This window comes from Streptomyces sp. CNZ301 (genome assembly GCF_004217425.1).
In genome coordinates, this window is the sequence record NZ_SHLG01000001.1 from 4081238 (window position 1) to 4100562 (window position 19325).

16 protein-coding genes and 1 pseudogene are annotated in these 19325 nt (G+C 70.5%); 6 read left to right on the forward strand and 11 right to left on the reverse strand.

The features are described 5' to 3' along the window. The first annotated feature begins 168 nt into the window (after positions 1-168). Complete coding sequence (locus EV375_RS17650; protein WP_130301925.1) at positions 169-2589, forward strand: MFS transporter; 2421 nt, start codon at positions 169-171, stop codon at positions 2587-2589. Between the two features lie 271 nt (positions 2590-2860). Further along, on the forward strand, positions 2861-3691 hold the full coding sequence (locus EV375_RS17655) for a YceI family protein (RefSeq protein WP_130300278.1): 831 nt from the start codon (positions 2861-2863) through the stop codon (positions 3689-3691). Between the two features lie 265 nt (positions 3692-3956). Here the strand turns inward: EV375_RS17655 and EV375_RS17660 are convergent. Both EV375_RS17660 and EV375_RS17665 read right to left on the reverse strand, forming a co-directional pair. Next, positions 3957-5033, reverse strand: a pseudogene (locus EV375_RS17660) (N-acetylmuramoyl-L-alanine amidase); the annotation flags it as partial. Positions 5034-5310: 277 nt separating this feature from the next. Next, the gene (locus tag EV375_RS17665) at positions 5311-5832 is read right to left on the reverse strand and encodes a M23 family metallopeptidase (protein WP_130300280.1); all 522 of its coding nucleotides are present in this window, start codon (positions 5830-5832) and stop codon (positions 5311-5313) included. Between the two features lie 420 nt (positions 5833-6252). On the opposite strand from EV375_RS17665, the gene EV375_RS17670 reads away from it, so the two are divergent. Further along, positions 6253-6906 carry a class I SAM-dependent methyltransferase gene (locus EV375_RS17670; protein WP_130300281.1) on the forward strand — a complete coding sequence of 218 codons (654 nt, stop codon included), beginning with the start codon at positions 6253-6255 and terminating at the stop codon, positions 6904-6906. A 99-nt stretch (positions 6907-7005) separates the two neighbouring features. Here the strand turns inward: EV375_RS17670 and EV375_RS17675 are convergent, their stop codons facing one another. From EV375_RS17675 to EV375_RS17700, 6 genes are all read right to left on the reverse strand, one after another. Continuing rightward, positions 7006-8019, reverse strand: a complete 1014-nt coding sequence (locus EV375_RS17675) for a quinone oxidoreductase family protein (RefSeq protein WP_486588547.1) — start codon at positions 8017-8019, stop codon at positions 7006-7008. A gap of 7 nt (positions 8020-8026) precedes the next feature. Further along, positions 8027-8386, reverse strand: a complete 360-nt coding sequence (locus tag EV375_RS17680; RefSeq protein WP_130300282.1) for a hypothetical protein — start codon at positions 8384-8386, stop codon at positions 8027-8029. Then, entirely contained in the window at positions 8383-9246 is an 864-nt protein-coding gene (locus tag EV375_RS17685) for a DODA-type extradiol aromatic ring-opening family dioxygenase (RefSeq protein ID WP_130300283.1), read from the reverse strand. The genes EV375_RS17680 and EV375_RS17685 overlap by 4 nt, the downstream gene beginning before the upstream one ends. 19 nt (positions 9247-9265) lie before the next feature. After that, positions 9266-10087 (reverse strand): citryl-CoA lyase, encoded by an 822-nt coding sequence (locus EV375_RS17690; protein WP_130300284.1) that lies wholly within the window; start codon positions 10085-10087, stop codon positions 9266-9268. A 35-nt stretch (positions 10088-10122) separates the two neighbouring features. After that, the gene (locus EV375_RS17695; protein ID WP_486588747.1) at positions 10123-11298 is read right to left on the reverse strand and encodes a CaiB/BaiF CoA transferase family protein; all 1176 of its coding nucleotides are present in this window, start codon (positions 11296-11298) and stop codon (positions 10123-10125) included. Positions 11299-11445: 147 nt separating this feature from the next. Further along, the gene (locus EV375_RS17700) at positions 11446-12258 is read right to left on the reverse strand and encodes an IclR family transcriptional regulator domain-containing protein (protein WP_130300286.1); all 813 of its coding nucleotides are present in this window, start codon (positions 12256-12258) and stop codon (positions 11446-11448) included. Positions 12259-12453: 195 nt separating this feature from the next. Between EV375_RS17700 and EV375_RS17705 the strand changes: the two genes are divergently transcribed. Both EV375_RS17705 and EV375_RS17710 read left to right on the forward strand, forming a co-directional pair. Beyond that, the gene (locus EV375_RS17705; protein ID WP_130300287.1) at positions 12454-13719 is read left to right on the forward strand and encodes an MFS transporter; all 1266 of its coding nucleotides are present in this window, start codon (positions 12454-12456) and stop codon (positions 13717-13719) included. A gap of 35 nt (positions 13720-13754) precedes the next feature. Then, positions 13755-15221, forward strand: a complete 1467-nt coding sequence (locus EV375_RS17710; protein ID WP_207228157.1) for an amidohydrolase family protein — start codon at positions 13755-13757, stop codon at positions 15219-15221. A gap of 82 nt (positions 15222-15303) precedes the next feature. On the opposite strand, the gene EV375_RS17715 is transcribed toward EV375_RS17710, so the two are convergent. Further along, positions 15304-16050 (reverse strand): alpha/beta hydrolase family protein, encoded by a 747-nt coding sequence (locus tag EV375_RS17715; protein ID WP_130300288.1) that lies wholly within the window; start codon positions 16048-16050, stop codon positions 15304-15306. 418 nt (positions 16051-16468) lie between these two features. On the opposite strand from EV375_RS17715, the gene EV375_RS17720 reads away from it, so the two are divergent. Further along, on the forward strand, positions 16469-17113 hold the full coding sequence (locus EV375_RS17720) for a dihydrofolate reductase family protein (protein ID WP_130300289.1): 645 nt from the start codon (positions 16469-16471) through the stop codon (positions 17111-17113). A gap of 127 nt (positions 17114-17240) precedes the next feature. Here EV375_RS17720 and EV375_RS17725 read toward each other — a convergent pair whose 3' ends face one another. Together EV375_RS17725 and EV375_RS17730 are read right to left on the reverse strand one after the other, a co-directional pair. Further along, positions 17241-18278, reverse strand: a complete 1038-nt coding sequence (locus EV375_RS17725) for a uroporphyrinogen decarboxylase family protein (protein ID WP_130300290.1) — start codon at positions 18276-18278, stop codon at positions 17241-17243. 214 nt (positions 18279-18492) lie between these two features. Further along, positions 18493-19242 (reverse strand): SDR family oxidoreductase, encoded by a 750-nt coding sequence (locus tag EV375_RS17730; protein ID WP_130300291.1) that lies wholly within the window; start codon positions 19240-19242, stop codon positions 18493-18495. Between the last annotated feature and the right edge of the window lie 83 nt (positions 19243-19325).

A 19325-nucleotide genomic window follows, 5' to 3' on the forward strand; every position in this document is an offset into this window, starting at 1 on the left:
GGCGACCACAGCAGACGAAGAGTTACTGCACCGCACTGAGGAAGAGTTAGGGAAAGAATGGCCACGACCACACCATCCGGTGTGCAGGGCGCCGGCTCCGGAGGCGGGGTGGGCGACGCTTCGCAGGACCACGCGTCAGCCTCCTCCGGACCGGGGGGCGCCGTGCCCATGACGCACCGGCAGATCATGGAGGCGCTGTCCGGGCTGCTGCTCGGCATGTTCGTCGCCATCCTGTCCTCGACGATCGTCGCCAACGCCCTCCCCAAGATCGTCTCGGATCTCGGGGGCGGGCAGAGTTCGTACACCTGGGTGGTGACGGCGTCGCTGCTGACCATGACCGCGTCGACCCCGCTGTGGGGCAAGCTCGCGGACCTGTTCAGCAAGAAGGCGCTGATACAGACGGCCATCGTCGTCTTCGTGCTCGCCTCGGCCAGCGCCGGTCTCGCGCAGAACACGGGCATGCTGATCGCCTCGCGTGCCGTGCAGGGCATAGGCATGGGCGGCATCTCCGCCCTGACCCAGACCGTGATCGCCGCGATGATCTCCCCGAGGGAGCGCGGCCGTTACACCGGCTACATCGGTGCGTCCTTCGCCGTCGCGATGGTGAGCGGGCCGCTTCTGGGCGGCGTCATCACCGACACCGACTGGCTGGGCTGGCGCTGGTGCTTCTACGCGGGCATCCCGTTCGCCGTCATCGCGCTGCTGCTGCTGCAGAAGACGCTGCATCTGCCGGTGATCAAGCGCAAGGTGAAGATCGACTGGGGCGGCGCCCTCCTCGTCGCGTCGGCCGCCTCCCTGCTGCTGGTCTGGGTGACATTCGCCGGCGACAAGTACGCCTGGCTGTCGTGGGAGAGCTACGCGATGGTCGGCGGCTCGCTGCTGCTGACCCTGCTGTTCGTCCTCGTCGAGTCCAGGGCGAAGGAACCGATCATCCCGCTCAGGCTCTTCCGCAACCGCACCATCGCACTGACGTCGCTGGCCTCCATGTTCGTCGGCATCGCGATGTTCGGCGCGACGGTCTACCTCAGCCAGTACTTCCAGCTGGCGCGCGGCGAATCGCCCACGATGGCGGGCGTCATGACGATCCCGATGATTCTCGGGATGTTCCTCTCCACGACCCTCTCCGGGCTGGTCATCAGCCGTACGGGCAAGTGGAAGATCTGGCTCTGCTCCGGCGGTGTGCTGCTGACCGCGGGCCTCGGCCTGCTGGGCACGATGCGGCACGACACCGAGTACTGGCATCTGGCGCTCTTCATGGGCGGAGTGGGCGTCGGCGTCGGCATGATGATGCAGAACCTCGTCCTCGCCACCCAGAACCAGGTGGAGGCCACGGACCTGGGCGCGGCCAGCTCGTCGGTGAACTTCTTCCGCTCGCTCGGCGGTGCCGTGGGTGTCTCCGTGCTCGGCGCGGTCCTCGCCCACCGCATCTCGGACTACGTCGACGACGGCCTGGACAAGCTGGGCGTGCAGCACGGCGGCCCGACGGGCGGCGCCGGCAGCGAGATCCCCGACCTCGCGAAGCTTCCCGCACCGGTACGCGACGTCATCGAGTCCGCGTACGGGCACGGCATAGGCGACATCTACCTGTATGCGGCGCCCGTGGCACTGCTGGGCCTGCTGCTGGTGCTGTGCGTGAAGGAGGTGCCGCTCAAGACGAAGCCGGGCATGAGCCAGGGCGACGCCGCCGCGGCCGGACTCCGGCAGCAGGACGACGCGTTCGCGGGCGGAACGGCCCCCCAGGGCGACGCCGGCGACTTCATTCCGCCTGGGTACCAGCCCGCGGAGCCCGGCCCGACCGAGGCCGACGAGCCCCTGGCCGGCACCCGGCACTGCGTGCTCGGCACCGTCCGGAACGCGGAGGGCAACGGGGTGCCGCGTGCCGCCGTGACGCTCATCTCGCTGAGCGGGCGTCAACTCGGCCGGTCGGTGGCACGAGCGGACGGCCGCTACGGCATGGACACCCCCGGGCCCGGGACCTACGTTCTGATCGCCGCCGCCGACGGCCACCAGCCGCAGGCGACGACGCTCACCGTCGGCGACGAGCCGCTCAGCCACGACGTGCTGCTGGCGGCCACCAGCGGACTCGCGGGGCGTGTACGCGGCTCGGGCGACGGGCAGCCGGTGCGCTCGGCGATGGTCGTCGTCACGGACGAGCGCGGCGAGGTGCTGGCCACCGGACGCACCGGTGAGCGCGGCGAGTTCGCCTTCGACGAGCTGGTCACCGGGACGTTCACACTGGCGGTCAACGCGCCCGGTTTCCGGCCCGTCGCACGGCCCGTGGACATCGAGGGGCAGGGCATCACCCGCGTCGACGTCGAGCTGAAGGCGGGCGCCCGCGTGCAGGGCGTCATCCGAGCCGGTGTCGACGCCAGTCCGCTCGCGGACGCGCGGGTGACGCTCGTCGACGCGGCGGGGAACGTGGTCGCCACCGCCACGACCGGTGAGGACGGCGCGTACGGCTTCACGGACCTCGACGCGGGCGAGTACTCGATCATCGCCAGCGGCTACCCGCCGGTGGCCCGCGCGCTGAGCGTCGACAGCAGCGGTCCGGACTCCCACGACATCGAGCTGCACCACCCGGACGAGTGATACCCGTCCCGTCGTCCGGGCGCCCCTGAGCGGTTCGCGGGGTGCCCGGGCGGCCGGAAGCGGCGCGGAAGGGACACAAAGCGGACGCCGCCCGCGCACGGGACCAAGAGGTGCGCGGAGCCGAACCGGAAGATCCCGCAACGCACTTCCCGCGTCGGCGACGCGGAAGGAAGACTGGGCCGGGGCGCCGGGCGGGACGCCCCCGGTTCCCGGGTTCGTCACGGGGCGGGCCGGACAGACCGGGCCCGAGCGAGAAGGAGCGAATCGACAGATGGCAGGCGCAGGCGTACGGGCGCAGATCCACACCCGTGAAGGGTGGCCGGTACAGCACGCCGTGCTGACCGTCACCGACATGACGGGAGTTCAGGTCCTCCGTGTGGAAGCCGACGAGGACGGCCTCGCACAGAGCGAGGAGGCACTGCCCGCGGGCCCGTACACGGTGATCGCCACCGCTCTCGGCTATGCGCCCGCCGCGGCCACGGCGCTCGTCACCGCCTCCGGCAGAGCGGACCTGGGGGTGCTCCTACTCGTACGGCAGGGAGGCACCGAACTGCCGCCGCCCGGCCCGTGGACCGTGGACCCCGTCCACTCGACGGTGGGTGCCACGGCACAGCACCTGGGGATATCCAGCGTGCACGGCCGCTTCACCGACTTCCAGGCCCGCATCGAGATCGACGAGGAGCCCGAGAAGTCCTCGGTGGAGGCCGTCATCCAGGCCGCGAGCATCGATACGGGCAACAGCATCCGCGACGCGCATCTGCGCTCGGAGGACTTCCTGAACGTCGAGCGTCACCCGCAGCTGACCTACCGCAGCCACGCCATCGAGCCGGCGGGCACCGACCGCTGGACGGTGCACGGCTGGCTCGCGATGCACGGAGTCGTACGGGACGTCTCGCTGAACCTGACGTACCTGGGATACGGGCCCGACCCGTGGGGAGGCACACGGGCCGCCTTCCGCGCGACGGCTGAGCTGAAGCGCGAGGAGTTCGCGATGAACTACAACCAGATCCTGGCGGCCGGGATCGCGGCGATCGGCACGAAGCTCAGGATCGAGCTGGACGTGCAGGCGGTGCAGGGCGAGGAGCTGCCGGACCTCGCGTAGGGGCGGGCCACAAGGGCTGAGCTGCTGAGAACGGCCGCGGCCCGAGAACGGCCGCGGCCCAAGAAAGCCGGCGGACCCGGCGACGGTTCAGGCCCGGGAACGAGAACGCCGCGGCCCGGGAACGGCTGAGGGCCCCCGGGCTCCGGGCCCGGCTCCCGGAGTGCCCCCGGGGGCCCTCGTATGGACGACTCGGCGGCCCGGCGGTCGGCCGGGTCACCGAGTCACGGTTCGGCGGCGCCGCGGCGCCGCTCGTCCGTCAGCTGTTCACGTAGCCCATGTACGTGTCCCAGTTCCAGTTGGGACCGGGGTCCGTGTGGTCGTTTCCGGGAACCTCGTTGTGGCCCACGATGTGCGCACGGTCCTTCGGGATGCCGTGCTTGTCGCACAGGTGCTTCGTCAGCGCCGCCGAGGAGCGGTACATGGCGTCGGTGAACCACGACGGGTCGTCGACGAAGCCCTCGTGCTCGATGCCGATGCCGGAGGCGTTGCCGCTCCTGGCGTGCCATGCGGTGTCGGCGTCGCGCACCATCTGCGTGATCTCGCCGTCGGAGGAGCGCACCACGTAGTGTGCGCTGACCTCGGCCTCGGGGTTCTTGAACCAGCTGATCGTGCCGGCGTACGCGCCCTGGGTCACGTGGACGATGACCTGGGAGATCGCGGCGCTCCGGCCGGTGTTGTAGTTCGCCGGGTCGGCCGGGTTCCAGATCGCCGGCGGGTAGTCGTCGCTCTTGGTGCCGGTGCCGGGGGCCGCGGCCTTCGCGAGCTTGCCGCGCTCGGGCGTGACCTTCTCCGCGGACATGCGGACCTCGGTGCCCTTGGCCGGGATGCCCTTGCTGACGAAGTCGTAGGCGGCGTCGGCGTACAGGCGCTTGAGCGAGGCGCTCTCGGCACCGCCGTAGGCCGCGACCGCCGGGTACCAGGCCTCGACGCGCTTGCGGTCGGCGGCCTTCAGGCCGGCCTTGTCGGCCTTGGCGCGGAGGACGGCGGCGCCGCCGCGGATGTTGGCGGCGTCGTTCTTCTTCAGATCGGCCTTCGATTCGCCGGTGACCTCGGCGGCCTGCTCGAGGGTCTTCCGCTCGGGGTTGCTGACCAGGTGCATGACGCCGAAACCGTTGTCCTGGCTGGGCTTGCCCTTGTGACCGTCGAGGTGTGTCTCGGCGTAGCCCACGGAGACGAGGAGGCTGCGCGGCACGTCGAACTCCTCGGCCGCCAGCGTGAACGCCTCGTTCATCGTGGGTTCTTCGGCGGGGGGCGCGGCAGTGGCCTGCTGCGTCGCCACCGCCAGGCTCGCCACGAGCGCGCCGCCGACGGCCGCTGCCAGGACTCTCTTCCGTGTGTTCATCGGCTCTGTTGCCTCTCTGGATCCAACTCCGGCGCGTGGTGGGGGGATTGAAGCTCCTGCCGCCGGCCGGCGCGCCGGGTCCGGCCGGTGACGGGGGGGGTGGCGTGGTACGCCCGTACGCCGTTCACGGCACGCGTGGTGGTGCCGGGAGAGCTTCGGCGTCTTTCCTGGGTGACCGGGGTCCGGGACCGGGGTCCGGGACCGGGGTCCGGGACCGGGGCGGCACGTCGCCGCCGTCGGCCGGAACACCCGGTCAGGACATCGGGGGGTCAGGGCCTCAGGGCTTGCAGGGGAGGGAGACACCGCGCTCGGACATGTACGCGAGCGGGTCGTCGCCGACGCCCGTGCCGCCGTCGAGGTGCACCTCGAAGTGCAGGTGCGGGCCGGTCGACTGGCCCTCGTTGCCGACGGACGCGATCCGGGCGCCGCCCTCCACGGTGTCGCCGACCTGGACGAACCGCTCGTTCATGTGCCCGTATTCGGTGACGGAGCCGTCGGGGTGCTTGATGCGCACCCACTGGCCGTAGCCGGAGGCGGGACCGGACTCGGTGACCTCTCCCGGGCCGGCGGCGAAGATCGGCGTGCCGATCGGGGCGGCGAGGTCCACGCCGTCATGGCCCTCGTGATGCCCCTGGCTTATCTCGGCGTCGACCGGGCAGGAGGCTTGGTAGGCGGCCTTCGCGCCGTCGCTGGTGCCGGCGCTGGCCGGCACGGCCACGAATGTCGCGAGTGCGCAGCCGCCGGCGACGGCGAGTGCGATCAGGGAGCGCTTGTTGCGGCTGCTCCGGGGACGGTGCATGGGGGGTTCCTTCCACGGACGGAGACGGATTCCGTGCGACCGCCAGTAGACGCAGGGGGCCATGTACGCGACAACCCCGTTCGAGCAACACGTGACACTTTCTGTGTCACGTGAAGGAAATCGGGTGTACGTACCGGCCCAACTCCCGTGAATCCGGGCTCGTTCTTCTCCGGTCCGACCTCTGGAAGAAAGTGCCGTCTCACGTTGTGGACGAACTGACCTGTCCCCGCAGGGGTGTTGAGGTACGAAATCCGCAGCGGTACGGGAGCGGTCCGAGGAGAGCCGGCGTTCGCGCTCCGGCTTCGCCCCGGGCGGTGTTCCAACTTCCCTGCAGAACGGGCTGGTTCGTGTCCGTGCCGCGCAGGTCGGCTCAAGGCCGTGTCCTGGTCTGTCAGTTCCCTGGCTTCTAGGGTCGCCCGCATGGCAGAGCCCTCCTTCCTGACCGCCGCGCGCGAGTCGTACGACACGGTCGCCGCTGATTACGTCGAACGCGTCCCGCCTCCCGCCGAGATGGACCCGCTGTCACGCGCGATGCTGGCCGGGTTCGCCGAGCTCGTGCGGACGGCCGGCCTGGGGCCGGTCGCGGACCTGGGGTGCGGCCCCGGCCGGGTGACGGCGCACCTGGCCGGGCTGGGGGTGTCCGCCTTCGGCGTCGATCTGTCGCCGAAGATGATCGCGCTGGCCCGGGCCGCATATCCGAACCTGCACTTCACCGAGGGCTCGATGACCGCGCTGGAGACGAGGGACGACGAACTCGGCGGCGTCCTGGCCTGGTACTCCACCCACCACACGCCCCCGCAGTGGCTGCCGACGGTGTTCGCCGAGTTCCACCGCACACTCGCGCCCGGCGGCTGCCTGCTCTGGGGAGACTACGTCGGCGACGAACGGCTGCAGCCGACCCAGGGCTATGGCCGTCCGGTGTCCTACGAGTCGTACCTCCTGCCTCTGGACCGTACGGCCGGCCTGCTGGAGCAGGCGGGACTCGTCGTCACCGCGAGGCTGGAGCAGGAGCCCGGCGGACGGGCGAACAGACCGCACGCCTGCCTGCTGGCCCGCAAGCCCGAAAGGGCCTGATGGGCTTGTTCCTGCGGCGAGGCCGCTCGTACCGGATCGCCGTCGGTCACGGCGCGGCGCACAGCCGGGCGCCCTCCGGCGGCCCGGTGACGACCCCGCTCACGACCCGCCGGGCCCCCCGTCCCCGTCCTGCGCCGTGAGGTCCACGACGATGCGCCGTTCGGCAAGTCCGTGTGCCTGTCGCTCCCATGCGTCGGGGAGCCGGTCGAGAGGAACGACCTCGTGGTCGACCAGGAGGCGTCCCGCCACGGCGTGCTGGAGCAGGGCCCGCAGCGCCTCGCCCTTCTGCGCTGTGCTGATCTCGTTGTTCGTATAGCCGAGGAGCTGGGCCGAACGGCTGCGGAGGGTGGCGGAGGTGAACGTCGCGCTGTCACCGGCCGAGCTGCCGAGGTTGACGAACCTTCCGCCGGGCGCCAGGAGTTGGAGCGCCGCCGTGGCCGGCACACCGCACAGGGGGTCGATCACGACGTCGGCGTCACCTGCGCACGCGTTGGTGAGGCTCGCGGCCAGCTCGTCGGGCTCGTCGTCGTCGCGCAGCGCCACGACGGCGTCCGCGCCGCACGTCCTCGCCCGCTCCTGCGCGCGGCTCGAACGGGACGCCGCCACGACCCGGCCCGCGCCGGAAAGCCGGGCGGCCTGGATGGCGACCTGGCCGACGACGCTGCCTCCACCGAGGACGAGGACCTTCTCACCGGGCTGCAGCCCGGCCTTCCAGGTCAGGGCCGCCCAGGCGGCGATGGCGGACAGCCCCAGCGCCGCCACCAGCGTGTCCTCGACGCCGTCCGGGAGCGCCACGAGTTCGGCCTCGGGCAGGAGCACCTGCTGGGCCATGCTGCCGTCGCCCGGCGCCATGCCGGCGGACGTGGGGAACCAGACCCGGGTCCCGCCGGGCACGCCCCGGGCGTCCTGGACGACACCGACGCCCTGGACGCCTGGCACGTAGGGAAGCTGTGGCGGGCCGAAGTACGACGTGCCCGTGGCACACAGGACGTCGAGCGGTGTGATCGGAGCCGCCGTCGTGCTGACCAGCGCATGTGCCTCGGCTCCTGCGGGCGGGAGACGTTCCCCGATCGCGGGTGCCGTGCCGTGGCGTTCGATGACGGCTGCTCGCACTGCTGCCTCAGGTCGCGTAGTCGGGGTAGGGCAGCTCGAAGTGCGCCAGCCGGCGGGCGTATTCCTTCTGGAACCCCAGTGGCTCGTGGTCCCGCTCGAACATGGCGATGAACAGGGTGAGCGTGAGGAAGGGATGGGCGCCGAGCTCGAACAGCTTCGGGTAGTCGTGCGCGGCCAGCGCCTCGCGCTCCACGGGCTCGAACTTCAGCCACGTCGTGGTCTCGGCCCGTACGCAGTTGAGAATGCTTCCCGCGTGCTCTGCTTCCCACCACTCGACGGTCCCGCGCGGATCGTCCCGGTAGCGCTCGACCAGTTCGGGATCGCGGTCGACGGTGTAGAGGAACTTGTCGACCAGGTACTTGCTCATGCCGGTGCTCCGTTCGGATACCAGGTGAAGTAGGCCTCCATCGTGTGGAAGAGGTCAAGGCTGTCGACGTGGTCGGCCTTGGCGTTCTCACCGGCGACGCCCATCATCAGCATGAAGTCCATGAATCCGTGAGTGGCGTTCCCGGGAGCGTGCAGGCTCTCGAGGCTCACCTCGCTCAGGCAGCCCTCGAGGTCGCCGTTGGCGATCCAGTCGACGGCCTTCCGGTCGAACTCGGGGTCGGGCCCGTGTTCGCCGAACTGGCGCGGACCTCCCAGCTCCAGTGACAGGTGACCGGTGCCGATGATCGCCACCCGCTGCTGCGAGGGCCAGGACTCCACGATCTCCCTTATTGCCCGGCCCAGTTGGACGAAGCGCTTCGGCTGCGGGAGGGGCGGAGCGAAGATGTTCGTGTATATGGGCACGATCGGCAGGTCCGCCTCGGGCCGCAGCGTGATGATCGGGCACGTGACGCTGTGGTCGATGCGCAGCTCTTCGCTGAAGGCCAGGTCGAATCCGGCGTCCAGTCCCTGCCGGAGGATGTGCCCCGAGAGTTCCCGATGCCCGTCGAGCAGCATCCGGGGCAGCCCGAACTCACGCTCCTCGTTGTAGAAGTTCCCGTCGTAGAAGGGCGCCTTGCCGACGAGGAACTGAGGCATGTTGTCCAGCCACAGCTGATGGAAGTGGTCGCTGCCCACCATGACCAGCACGTCGGGGCGCGCTCGGGTCAGCGTCTCGCGGAAGCGTTCGATCTTCGCCACCCACTCGTCGGCGAAGGGCGGCCGCTCGTCCCCGGTGGACGTGCTCGCCCGGTAGTAGAAGGGGTGATGCGTGGAGGCGATCACCGCGACGACCTCGGCCATGGCTGCTCCTTCGGTTCGGTCAGGCTGTCTCCGGGGGCACGGAGACCGCGTTGCGGTCCACGGACATGTAGATGTCGCCGGCGACGGGCCGGCGGGTCTCCTCAGCCAGCTGCCCGAGCAGCCCGGCGGTGCGGGCGAGGAGCGCGAACCCCCGCAGCAGGCCGACCGGCAGACCCAGGTCGGCCAGCGCCGCACCGCACACGCCGGCGCCGTTGAGCGGCAGGCGCCTGCCCAGTACGTCGGGGTGGACCCGGCCGATGGCCTCGAACAGCCGCAGGTGCGGGCCCTTCAGGCCCTCCTCCGCCGCGATGGCCAGGAGCCTCGCGGTGCGCGGGTCCCGCTCCTTGTGCACGGGATGACCGAGACCGGGAACGATGCTGCGGGCCTCCCGGGCCCTGAGCACCGCGGCCCGCGCCGGCGCGTCCCACCCGGCCTCGTCCTCCGGGTCCTGGGGAAGCCCGTCCCGGTGCTCCTCCAGGGCGCGGGCCAGGAAACCGCCGCAGTCCTCGGTCACGCCGAGGAACCGGGACCCGCCGCCGAGAAGACCCGCCGCCAGCGCGCCCTGCACCGAGTCCGGGGCCGAGAGGTAGGTCAGGCGCGCGGCGATGGCGGTCGGGGTGAATCCGTGGTCGGCGAGCGCCACCAGCACCGCCTCGAAGAGTCGGACCTGGCCGGGCGTCGGCCGCTGCTGCGTCACCAGCCACATGGCCAGCTCGCCGAAGCCGACGCTGCCCATCAGCTCGGTGGCCAGGTCGTGCCCGAGCAGCGAGATCGTCTCGGCGTCCGACGTGCCCAGCGACGTCGGATACGACGGTGTGCCGGGAGGTGAGCCGTTGTCCACTCCGGGAGCTCCTCGAGGGTGTTGGTGTCCTGCTGTCAGCGGCGGGGCCCGGTGAGCCAGGCCCGCAGCTCCGCGCCGTGCTCGTCGAGGGCGGGAGGCGGAAGGTCGTAGCGCGCGGGGCTTTCGGAGAAAGTGACCGGGTTGCGCACGGAGGGGACCGCGCTGTCGCCCTCTCCGACGTGTACGACCGGGTCCAGGCCCAACTGCTCGGCGAACGCGACGCCTTCCTCGACGGAGTTGATGGGCCCGCAGGGGACGCCGGCGTCGAGGAGTTCACGGAACCAGTCCATCCGCCCCCTTGTCCGCAGGCGTTCGACCAGAAGCGGACGGAGTTGGTCGCGGTTGGCGGTGCGTTCCTGGTTGGTGCCGAACCTCGGGTCCTCGGCCAGCTCCGGCACACCCAGCACCTTGCACAGCGTGGCGAACTGCCCGTTGTTGCCTGCCGTGATGATCAGATCGCCGTCGGCCGTGGGCAGGGGCTCGTACGGGAAGAGGCTGGGGTGGGCGTTGCCCATGCGGTGCGGGACGACGCCCCCGGCGACGTAGGCGCTGGTGTGGTTCACCATCCCGGACAGGGCCGTGGCGAGCAGGTTGACCTCGACGTGCTGCCCGCGGCCGGTGTGGTTGCGGTGCTGAAGTGCCGCCAGGACTCCGATCGTCGCCTGCATGCCGGACATCACGTCGAACACGGAGATCCCGGAGCGGAACGGTGGCCCGTCGGGGTCGCCCGTCAGGCTCATCAGGCCCGATATGGCCTGCACGATGAGGTCGTAGCCGGGTAGCGCGGCGCCGCCGCCCGAGCCGAACCCGCTGATGGAGGCGTAGACGACGGCGGGGTTCGCGGCAGCGACGCTGTCGTAGTCCAGGCCGAACTTGACGAGGCCGCCCGGGCGGAAGTTCTCCAGCACGATGTCGGCCCGTGCCGCCAGCTCCTGCGCGAGCGCCCGGTCGTCCGAGTCGCGGAAGTCGAGTGCGATGGACCGCTTGTTCCGGTTCATGCCGAGGTAGTACGTCGCGACGCCGTCGCGCAGCGGGGGCGACCACGTCCGGGTGTCGTCGCCGTCGGGGCCCTCCACCTTGACGACGTCGGCGCCCATGTCGGCCAGCAGCATGCTCGCGTACGGGCCGGCGAGGATGCGCGAGAAGTCGGCGACGAGCAGCCCTGCGAGGGGCCGGTTCCCTCGGCCCTGCTCCGGACGTGCGTCATCCACCGAGACACCCACCGAGACATCCACCAAGAGAGTTCCCTCCCTGCCCGCTCTACGGACAACTGTCCGGACTCGGCTCAGCATCGGCACATGCACTGCCGATGTCAAGAGCGGCAAGAGCGGCAAGAGCGGCCTGCGGGCCGGGAGCGGTCAGGAGACCTCGGACTCGACCACCGTGCGCGGCAGGGCGTCATGCAGCGCCAGCTCGGCGCTCACGGCGCTCGCCGTCTCCCGCAGCAGGGGGAGGTACTCCCCGGTGAGGGTCTCCACCGACGTCTCGGCAGCGTGCACGGTGACGTTCATGGCGGCGACGACCCTGCCGGTGCCGTCACGCAGCGGCGCCGCGATCGACCGGATGCCGGCGGCGAGGTCCTCGTCGGTCAGGGCCCAGCCACGCGCCCGAACCTGGCGCAACGCGGCGTCCAGCTCGGCCCGTTCGGGCTGCCACTTCGCGACGACTCCCGCGCGGCTCGGCTCGGCGAGCGTGCGCTCCAGTTCGTCGTCGCCGAGGTCGGCCAGCAGGATCTTCCCCAGCGACGTGGCGGGCGCCGGGAATCGCGTGCCGATCTGGACGGCAAGCGTGATGATCTTCGGTACGGCGACGCGGCCCACGTAGACGATGTCGGAGCCGTCCAGCTGCGCGATGGAACTCGACTCGTGGGTCTGCGCCACGAGCTTCTCCATGTGGGGGCGCACCACCTCCCACAGCCCCATGCCCTGCACGTACGTCAGCCCGAGTTCGAGAACCCGCGGCGTCAGGGCGAAACCGGCGTCCACCGTACGCACGTAACCGAGCGACTCCAGGGTACGCAGGATCCGCCGAGCCGTCGGACGCGCCAACCGGGCGGCCGCGGCGACCTCGCTCAGCGACATCACCGGCCGGTGCTGGTCGAACGCCTTGATCACGTCGAAGCCCCGAGCGATCGACTCGATGAAGTCGGGGTCAGGGTCGCGGCGGGGCATCGGCACTCCTGCGGCTGGCTGCATCTCCGGACGGCACGTTTCCGGGCTCCGACGCGCGGTCGCGAGCCTCGCGGACCTTTCAGTCAACCACGCGGCACGTCGTCGCAGTGCCGTGACCTTGACACCGTGCGGGCCCGCTCTTACTTTACTGCTCCACGGACGACTGTCCGCACACCGGACACCGAGGAGTACGCCGTGACGAGCGTTCCGCAGCAGCAGGTGGAGACCGGGAACACGCCGGGAGGGTCCGGCAGCGCACGGAGAGTGGTCGTCGTCGGCTTCGGCGTCCTCTGTCTCTCGTACATGCTCAACGCGATGGACCGGCAGATCTTCTATCCGCTGCTGCCCGACATCAGCGGCGAGTTCGGGTTCAGCCTGGAACAGGGCGGCACGCTCGCCACCGGGTTCACGCTGGGTCTGGCGGCCGCCGGCCTCCTCGGCGGCTTCCTCGTGGACCGGCTCTCGCGGCGGAACATCCTCGTGATCGCCGTGCTGATGTACTCGGCCGGCACCGTCGGCGTCCCGCTGGCCGGCGGATTCGTGGACATGAGCGCCTACCGGCTGCTTTCAGGCATCGGAGAGGGCATTCACGCCGCGGCCCTTTACGCGGTCGTCGGGGCGTTCTTCTTCCACAGGCGGGCGGTGGCCGCCGGGGTCGTGGGCGTCTCGTTCGGCCTGGGCATCTTCCTCGGCCCGCTCGTCGGAACGCAGATCGTCTCCGCATGGGGTGACTGGCGCGGGCCGTTCTACGTCTTCGCCGCGATCGGCGTGGTCATGTCGCTGCTCATCGTGGTGTCGGTCTCGAAGAGGCTGACCGAGGCGGTCGGCACACCGGGCGCCGCATCGCAGAGCTACGACCACGTGCCCGCGAACCCGCTCAACCGCAACACCGTGGGACTGGGAGTGGCCTGCGTCGTCTCCGGGCTGGTCTTCTACGGGTTCCTCGGCCTCTACCCCACGTTCCTCGCGAAGGAGCTCGGATTCTCCGCCGGTGAGGCGGCGTTCGCGCTGTCCATGGCCGGCTTCGGCGCCATGATGGCCCTGCCGGCCGGCTGGCTCGGCGACCGCTACGACCAGCGCATGCTGCTGGCCGTCGGTTTCGTCGGAGCCGCCGGCTGCACCTTCCTCGCCTACCAGGTCGTGACCTCACCGGCGGCGCACTACGTGCTGGCCTTCCTCATCGGCACCTTCGCAAGCGGCGTGCTGTTCACGAACTGCACCACCGCCATGCAGCGGGCGGTCCGGCCCGAGCACGTCGGACGCGGGGCCGGGATGTTCATGCTCACCTACTACGTCGGCGCCGCCTTCTCGGGCCTGATCTTCGCCTGGCTGGTCGGCCGGCTCGGATGGCAGGGCGCCGGACTGTGGCAGCTGACGCTGCTGCCCGTCCTCGGGATCGCCGGACTGAGCGTGGTGCGCACGTCGCGGATGCTCGTGCCCTACGCCTCTCCGAAGAAGTAGCCACCCGTACGTGCACAAGAGTGGAGGGGACGAACATGACAATCGGCGGTTCGCCTCAGTGGATGTCCGGGCCGGAACGTGCCGTCGTCCTCCGGAACGGCACCGTTCTCACGATGGACGACCGCAGGTCGGTGCTCACCGACGCGGACGTGCTCGTGACCGGTCAGCGCATCGAGGCCGTCGGAAGGCGCCTGGAAGTCCCCGAGGGCACCGTCGAGATCGACGCCACCGACGGCATCGTGATGCCCGGCATGGTCGACACCCACCGGCACATGTGGCAGACGGCGATGCGCGGGTACGGCGCCGACTGGACGCTGACGCAGTACTTCGTCTGGTACTACCTCGAACACGGCAAACTCTTCCGTCCCGAGGACATCCACGCGGGGAACCTGCTGTCGGCAGTGGAAGCGCTCGACGCCGGGGTGACCACCACCGTCGACTGGTCGCACGGACTGCAGACGACGGACCACGCCGAGGCCGCCGTCGACGCCTTGGAGGCCGTGCCCGGGAGGTTCGTCCTGGCCTACGGCAACATCCAGGCCGCGCCGTGGGAGTGGTCGGCAAGGCCGGAGTTCCGCGCGTTCGTCGAGAGGCGCTTCACGGGCAGCGACATGCTGGGCTTCCAGATGGCCTTCGACGTGACCGGCGATCCGGAGTTCCCCGAGCGGGCCGCGTTCGAGGTGGCGCGCGACCTCGGCGCCCCGGTCACGACGCACGCCGGCGTGTGGGGTGCGACCAACGACGACAGCATCCGCCTGATGCACGACCACGGCTTCATGACGCCCGGGACCGTCTACGTGCACGCGACGACGCTGAACGCCGACTCCTACAACCGCATCGCGGCCACCGGAGGAACGGTGTCGGTGTCGACCGAGAGCGAGCAGAGCTGCGGTCAGGGCTACCCGCCCACGTGGGTGCTGAGGACGCACGGCATACCCGTCGCGCTCTCCATGGACACCAGCGCCTGGTGGAGCGGCGACCTCTTCTCGGCGATGCGCTCGACGCTCGGAGCCGACCGCGCGCGCGAGCACCTGGAAGCGCACGCCGCCGGCGACACGGTGACCCACTGCCGACTGCGTGCCGACCAGGTCGTCGAGTGGGCGACCCGCGGCGGGGCGAAGGCCCTCGGCCTGGACGGCAGGATCGGCAGTCTCGAGGCCGGCAAGAAGGCCGACATCGTGCTGATCAAGAACGACGCCTCGCCCGCGATGTTCCCGGTCCTCAACCCGTACGGGCACGTCGCGTTCCAGGCCCAGCGGGCCGACGTGCACACGGTCATGGTCGACGGCCGGGTGGTCAAGCACGACCACAGGCTCGTCGACGTCGACCTCCCGGCCGTCCGCCGTACCGTCGAGGCCACCGTCGATCACCTGCGCGGGGCCCTCGGGGACGAGGCATGGCGGCAGGGCATGAACCCTGACATCCCCGAGACCGAGGTGCTCGACAACCCGTACACGTACACCGGGTTCCGCACCGCAGCCACGCACAAGGCCGCGGACTGACCGCACCCTGAACTCCGGCCGTGCAGAACGGTGTTCGCCGAACACGCCGGCCGGGAGCGGATCCCGGCCGGCGCCTCGCGCGCTACGGGCGGCGGTCCGTGCCGAGGTGACGGGCGAAGAACCGCAGCGTGCTCTCCAGCTCGAACGGCGGGATGTCCCCGTGCCTGCCGGCATTGGCGTGCAGCGTCTTCTCGGCAGAGGCCAAGGCGTCGAACAGCTCCAGACTCCTCTCACGCGGCACCCGTTCGTCGTCCCACTGCACCAGGAACTCCACCGGGACGGTGATCCGCGCGGCGGCCCCGGCCAGTTCCGGCGCCCCGCCCAGGCCCAGAACCGCCGCACGGACACGGGGTTCGGCGGCGACGAACGGAACGCCGAGGCCGCATCCCAGCGACACGCCCCAGTATCCGACGGGGCCCACGCCGACGTGGCCGACTTGTTGGACCGCGTCCAGGACCGCCCGCCATTCCGGGACGGTCTGCCGAGCCACGCGCGCCTGGAACTCGGCGATCAGCGGGGCGAGTTCCTCTCCTGAATCCGCACGCACCCGGTTCGCGCTCGCGATCCTGTCGTACTCCTCGTCCTTGGGCCGGTCGCCGTGGCCGGGCACGTCGACGGCTACGGCAGCGAAACCGCATTCGGCCACGAACCGGGTGGCACGGGCAACGATGCCGGGCGCCTTCTTGTGCCGGCCGCCGCCGTGTCCCAGCAGGACGAGGGGACGAGTACCGACGGCGCCTTCCGGCGTCCACAGCGCGCCGGGAATCCCGTCAAGGGTGAAGAGCTGTTCGCGGACGCCTTCGGACGACGTCTCAGAGGTGAAGTGCATTGCGTCGCAAGCCTTTCGGGATGCCTACCGCGGGCACTCCCTCAAGTCGTGCGACGGAGGGAGTCCCGACCTGTCAGAGCGTTGATCGGTCTCACCTCCTCGGTCGCAGCAGCGCACGGCGACGCCGAAAGTATCACGAGGACCTCACCCCTGCCGCCGCGCCGAGACGTCCCCGGGCCGAACACCCCGCCCCTCGGCGCCTCTCGAATCCTGGCCGCACAAGGCGGGGAACACGCCCAGGAGTACGCGGCGGGAAACGTATCCGAAGGGAGGCCCCTCCCCGCTCACGCGGCCTGATCAGTCCCTGCGAACCTCCCGTGCGGGCAAAGCAGTTGGCCCGGTTCGGCCGGTCACGGACGCGATGAGTTTCCGCGGCCCGGAGAGTCTCACCACCATTGTCGACTGCACAGGAGGGCAGATGGCTCAGCTGCTGAGGGTCCAGAACTTCAACGTCTCGAGCGACGGAATCGGCGCCGGCGAGGACCAGAGCTTCAAGAGGCCGTTCGGCCTTGACGGTGCCGAGAGGCTGTTCGCCTGGGCCGGCGCCACCGCGAGCTGGCCCAATCGCACGGAACCCGGCGGGAGCCGGGGCCTGGACGACTACTTCACGCGGGACTTCGCGCACAACATCGGCGCTGAGATCATGGGCCGCAACAAGTTCGGGCCCCAGCGCGGGCCGTGGCAGGACCACGACTGGCGCGGCTGGTGGGGAGACGAGCCCCCGTTCCACACCCCGGTCTTCGTCCTGACCCACCACGGGCGCCCGTCGTTCACGCTCTCCGACACCACCTTCCACTTCGTCGGCGGCGACCCCGTCACGGTGCTCGAGCAGGCCCGGGAGGCAGCACAGGGCAAGGACGTCCGGCTCGGCGGCGGGGTCACCACCATCCGGCAGTTCCTCGACGCCGGCCTCGTCGACACCATGCATGTGGCGGTCTCACCGGTGAAGCTCGGGTCCGGACTACGGCTCTGGCAGTCCCCCGACGAGCTGCTCGACCGGTACCACCTCGAGGTCGTGCCCAGCACGAGCGGAGTGACACACCACATCTTCTGGCGCAGGTGACACAGGGGCAGATGGCACAGGGGCCCGCCGGGGGGTGTAAGCCCAGCCGGCGGACCTGCCGCGAACCACGCTGCGCCGCAGCCGCTGCCCCCTCCCACCGACCCGGCGGACCTTCCCGGTCAGAGCGCTATCCGCCGACCTCGGCACGCAGGATTTCCGCGGCCTCGGCCATCGCACGGAGCTTGCCCTCGGCGGACTGCCTGGGCAGATACTTCATGCCGCAGTCCGTCGCGACGACGATGCGCTCCGGGTCCACGTACGGCAGCGCGCGCCTGATCCTGGCCGCCACGGTCCCGGCGGTCTCCACGGCGTGATCGGAGAGGTCGATGACGCCGAGGATCACCGTCTTGCCCGGCAGGTGCTTGAGCACCGAGGTGTCGAGACCGGACTGTGCGGTCTCGATCGAGACCTGATCGCAGGCGCAGTCGGCCAGTTCGGGAAGGAAGGAGTAACCCGAGGGCCGCTCGTGGATGATCGCGGCGTAGCCGAAGCAGATGTGCACCGCGGTGGTTCCCGGAGCCCCCTCCAGCGCCCGGTTCAGCGCCTTCAGGCCGAACTCCCGTGCCGCTTCGGGGCGTGCCTGCATGTAGGGCTCGTCGAGCTGCACGATGTCGGCGCCGGCGGCGAAGAGATCGTGCACCTCGGCGTTGACCGCCTCGGCGTATGCCATCGCCAGAGCCTCGGGGCTGCCGAAGTGGTCGTCCTGCGCCTGCTGCGACATCGTGAACGGGCCGGGCACGGTGACCTTGACGACGCGGTCGGTGTTGGCGCGCAGGAATCTCACGTCGCCGGCCTGGACCGGCTCGGGCCGGCTGATCGGGCCCACGACACGCGGCACGGGGTTCGGGTGGCCGCTCCGGTCCAGCGCCTCACCGGGGTTGTCGATGTCGACGCCTTCCAGCGCGGTGGCGAAGTGGTTGGAGTAGCTCTCCCTGCGCATCTCGCCGTCGGTGACGACGTCGAGTCCCGCTCGCTCCTGCGCCCGGATGGCGAGCAGCGTGGCGTCGTCCTGTGCCTCCGCCAGGTGCTCCTGGTCCGGCCGCCACAGCTCACGCGCGCGGACCCGGGGAGGGAACCGGTCGGCCAGTCTCGCCCGGTCGATGAGCCACTCGGGCTGCGCATAGCTGCCGACCAACGACGCGGGGAAGAGAGGAAGGTTCCGCATGGGGCGAACTGTGCAGGACTTCGCCGGGTCAGGCAATACGCCTCCCACGATGCCGTCTTCCGGTTCGCGAACGGCGGGGCGTCCCCGGCCGGCTCCGTGAAGGCCGAGGCGTCGCAACCCCCAGGGCATCCGGCCCTGGGGGTCCCGGCCGGGTCCCCGCCGTCGATGTTCCCGTCGGTCGATGTTCCCGCCGGTCGATGTTCCCGCCGGTCGATCACTTCGCCTGGGCGAGCCGCACCGCGTCGGGGCCGGCGGGGAATCGAAGCTGGCCCGTCGTGTCGTGCACGGCACGCCACACCGTCTCGGCGACGTCGCTCTCCTTGGTGAACAGATCCTGGTTCATGAATCCGCCCATGGTCTTCTCCGCCCACGCGAGGTAGGGCTCCGGGACCGACTCCTCCAGGGACGGGCCGTCCAGTGCCGTCTCGCCGAAGTTCGTCGTCAGGCAGGCACCCGGTTCGACGGTCTTCGCCCGCACGCCGAAGGGCTCGAGTTCGAGCGCGAGGGAGGCGGTGAATCCCTCGACGGCCATCTTGCTCGCCTTGTAGACGGCCGTGAGCGGCACGTGGCCCAGCACCACGCTGGACGTCACGTTGACCACCACGCCGGAACCGCGCTCGCGGAACTGGGGCAGCACTGCCTGCGTCGTGGCCATCACGCCGAACGTGTTGGTCTCGAAGACCTCTCGTACCCGGGCCATGGGCGTCGCCTCGAACACGCCGATCGAGGGAATGCCCGCGTTGTTGACCAGGGCGTCGAGGTGCCCTGCCGCCTGGATCGCCCCGGTGATGGTCTCGGGCTTGGTCACATCGAGTTCGACGACGCGGAGCCGGTCCGACTCGGGCAGCACGCCGGCACGCGGTGTGCGCATCGTCGCGACGACGTTCCACCCCTGCCCGTGGAAGTGGAGAGCGGTCTCCCGACCGTAGCCGGAGGAGGTGCCGGTGATCAGAACGGTCTTCATGGTGTGATCCTCACGATGTTTCGGGACCCGCGGAGCTATCCGTTTTCCTGCTCCCAGGAGAATTCGTGATTCCATCGAAGCGC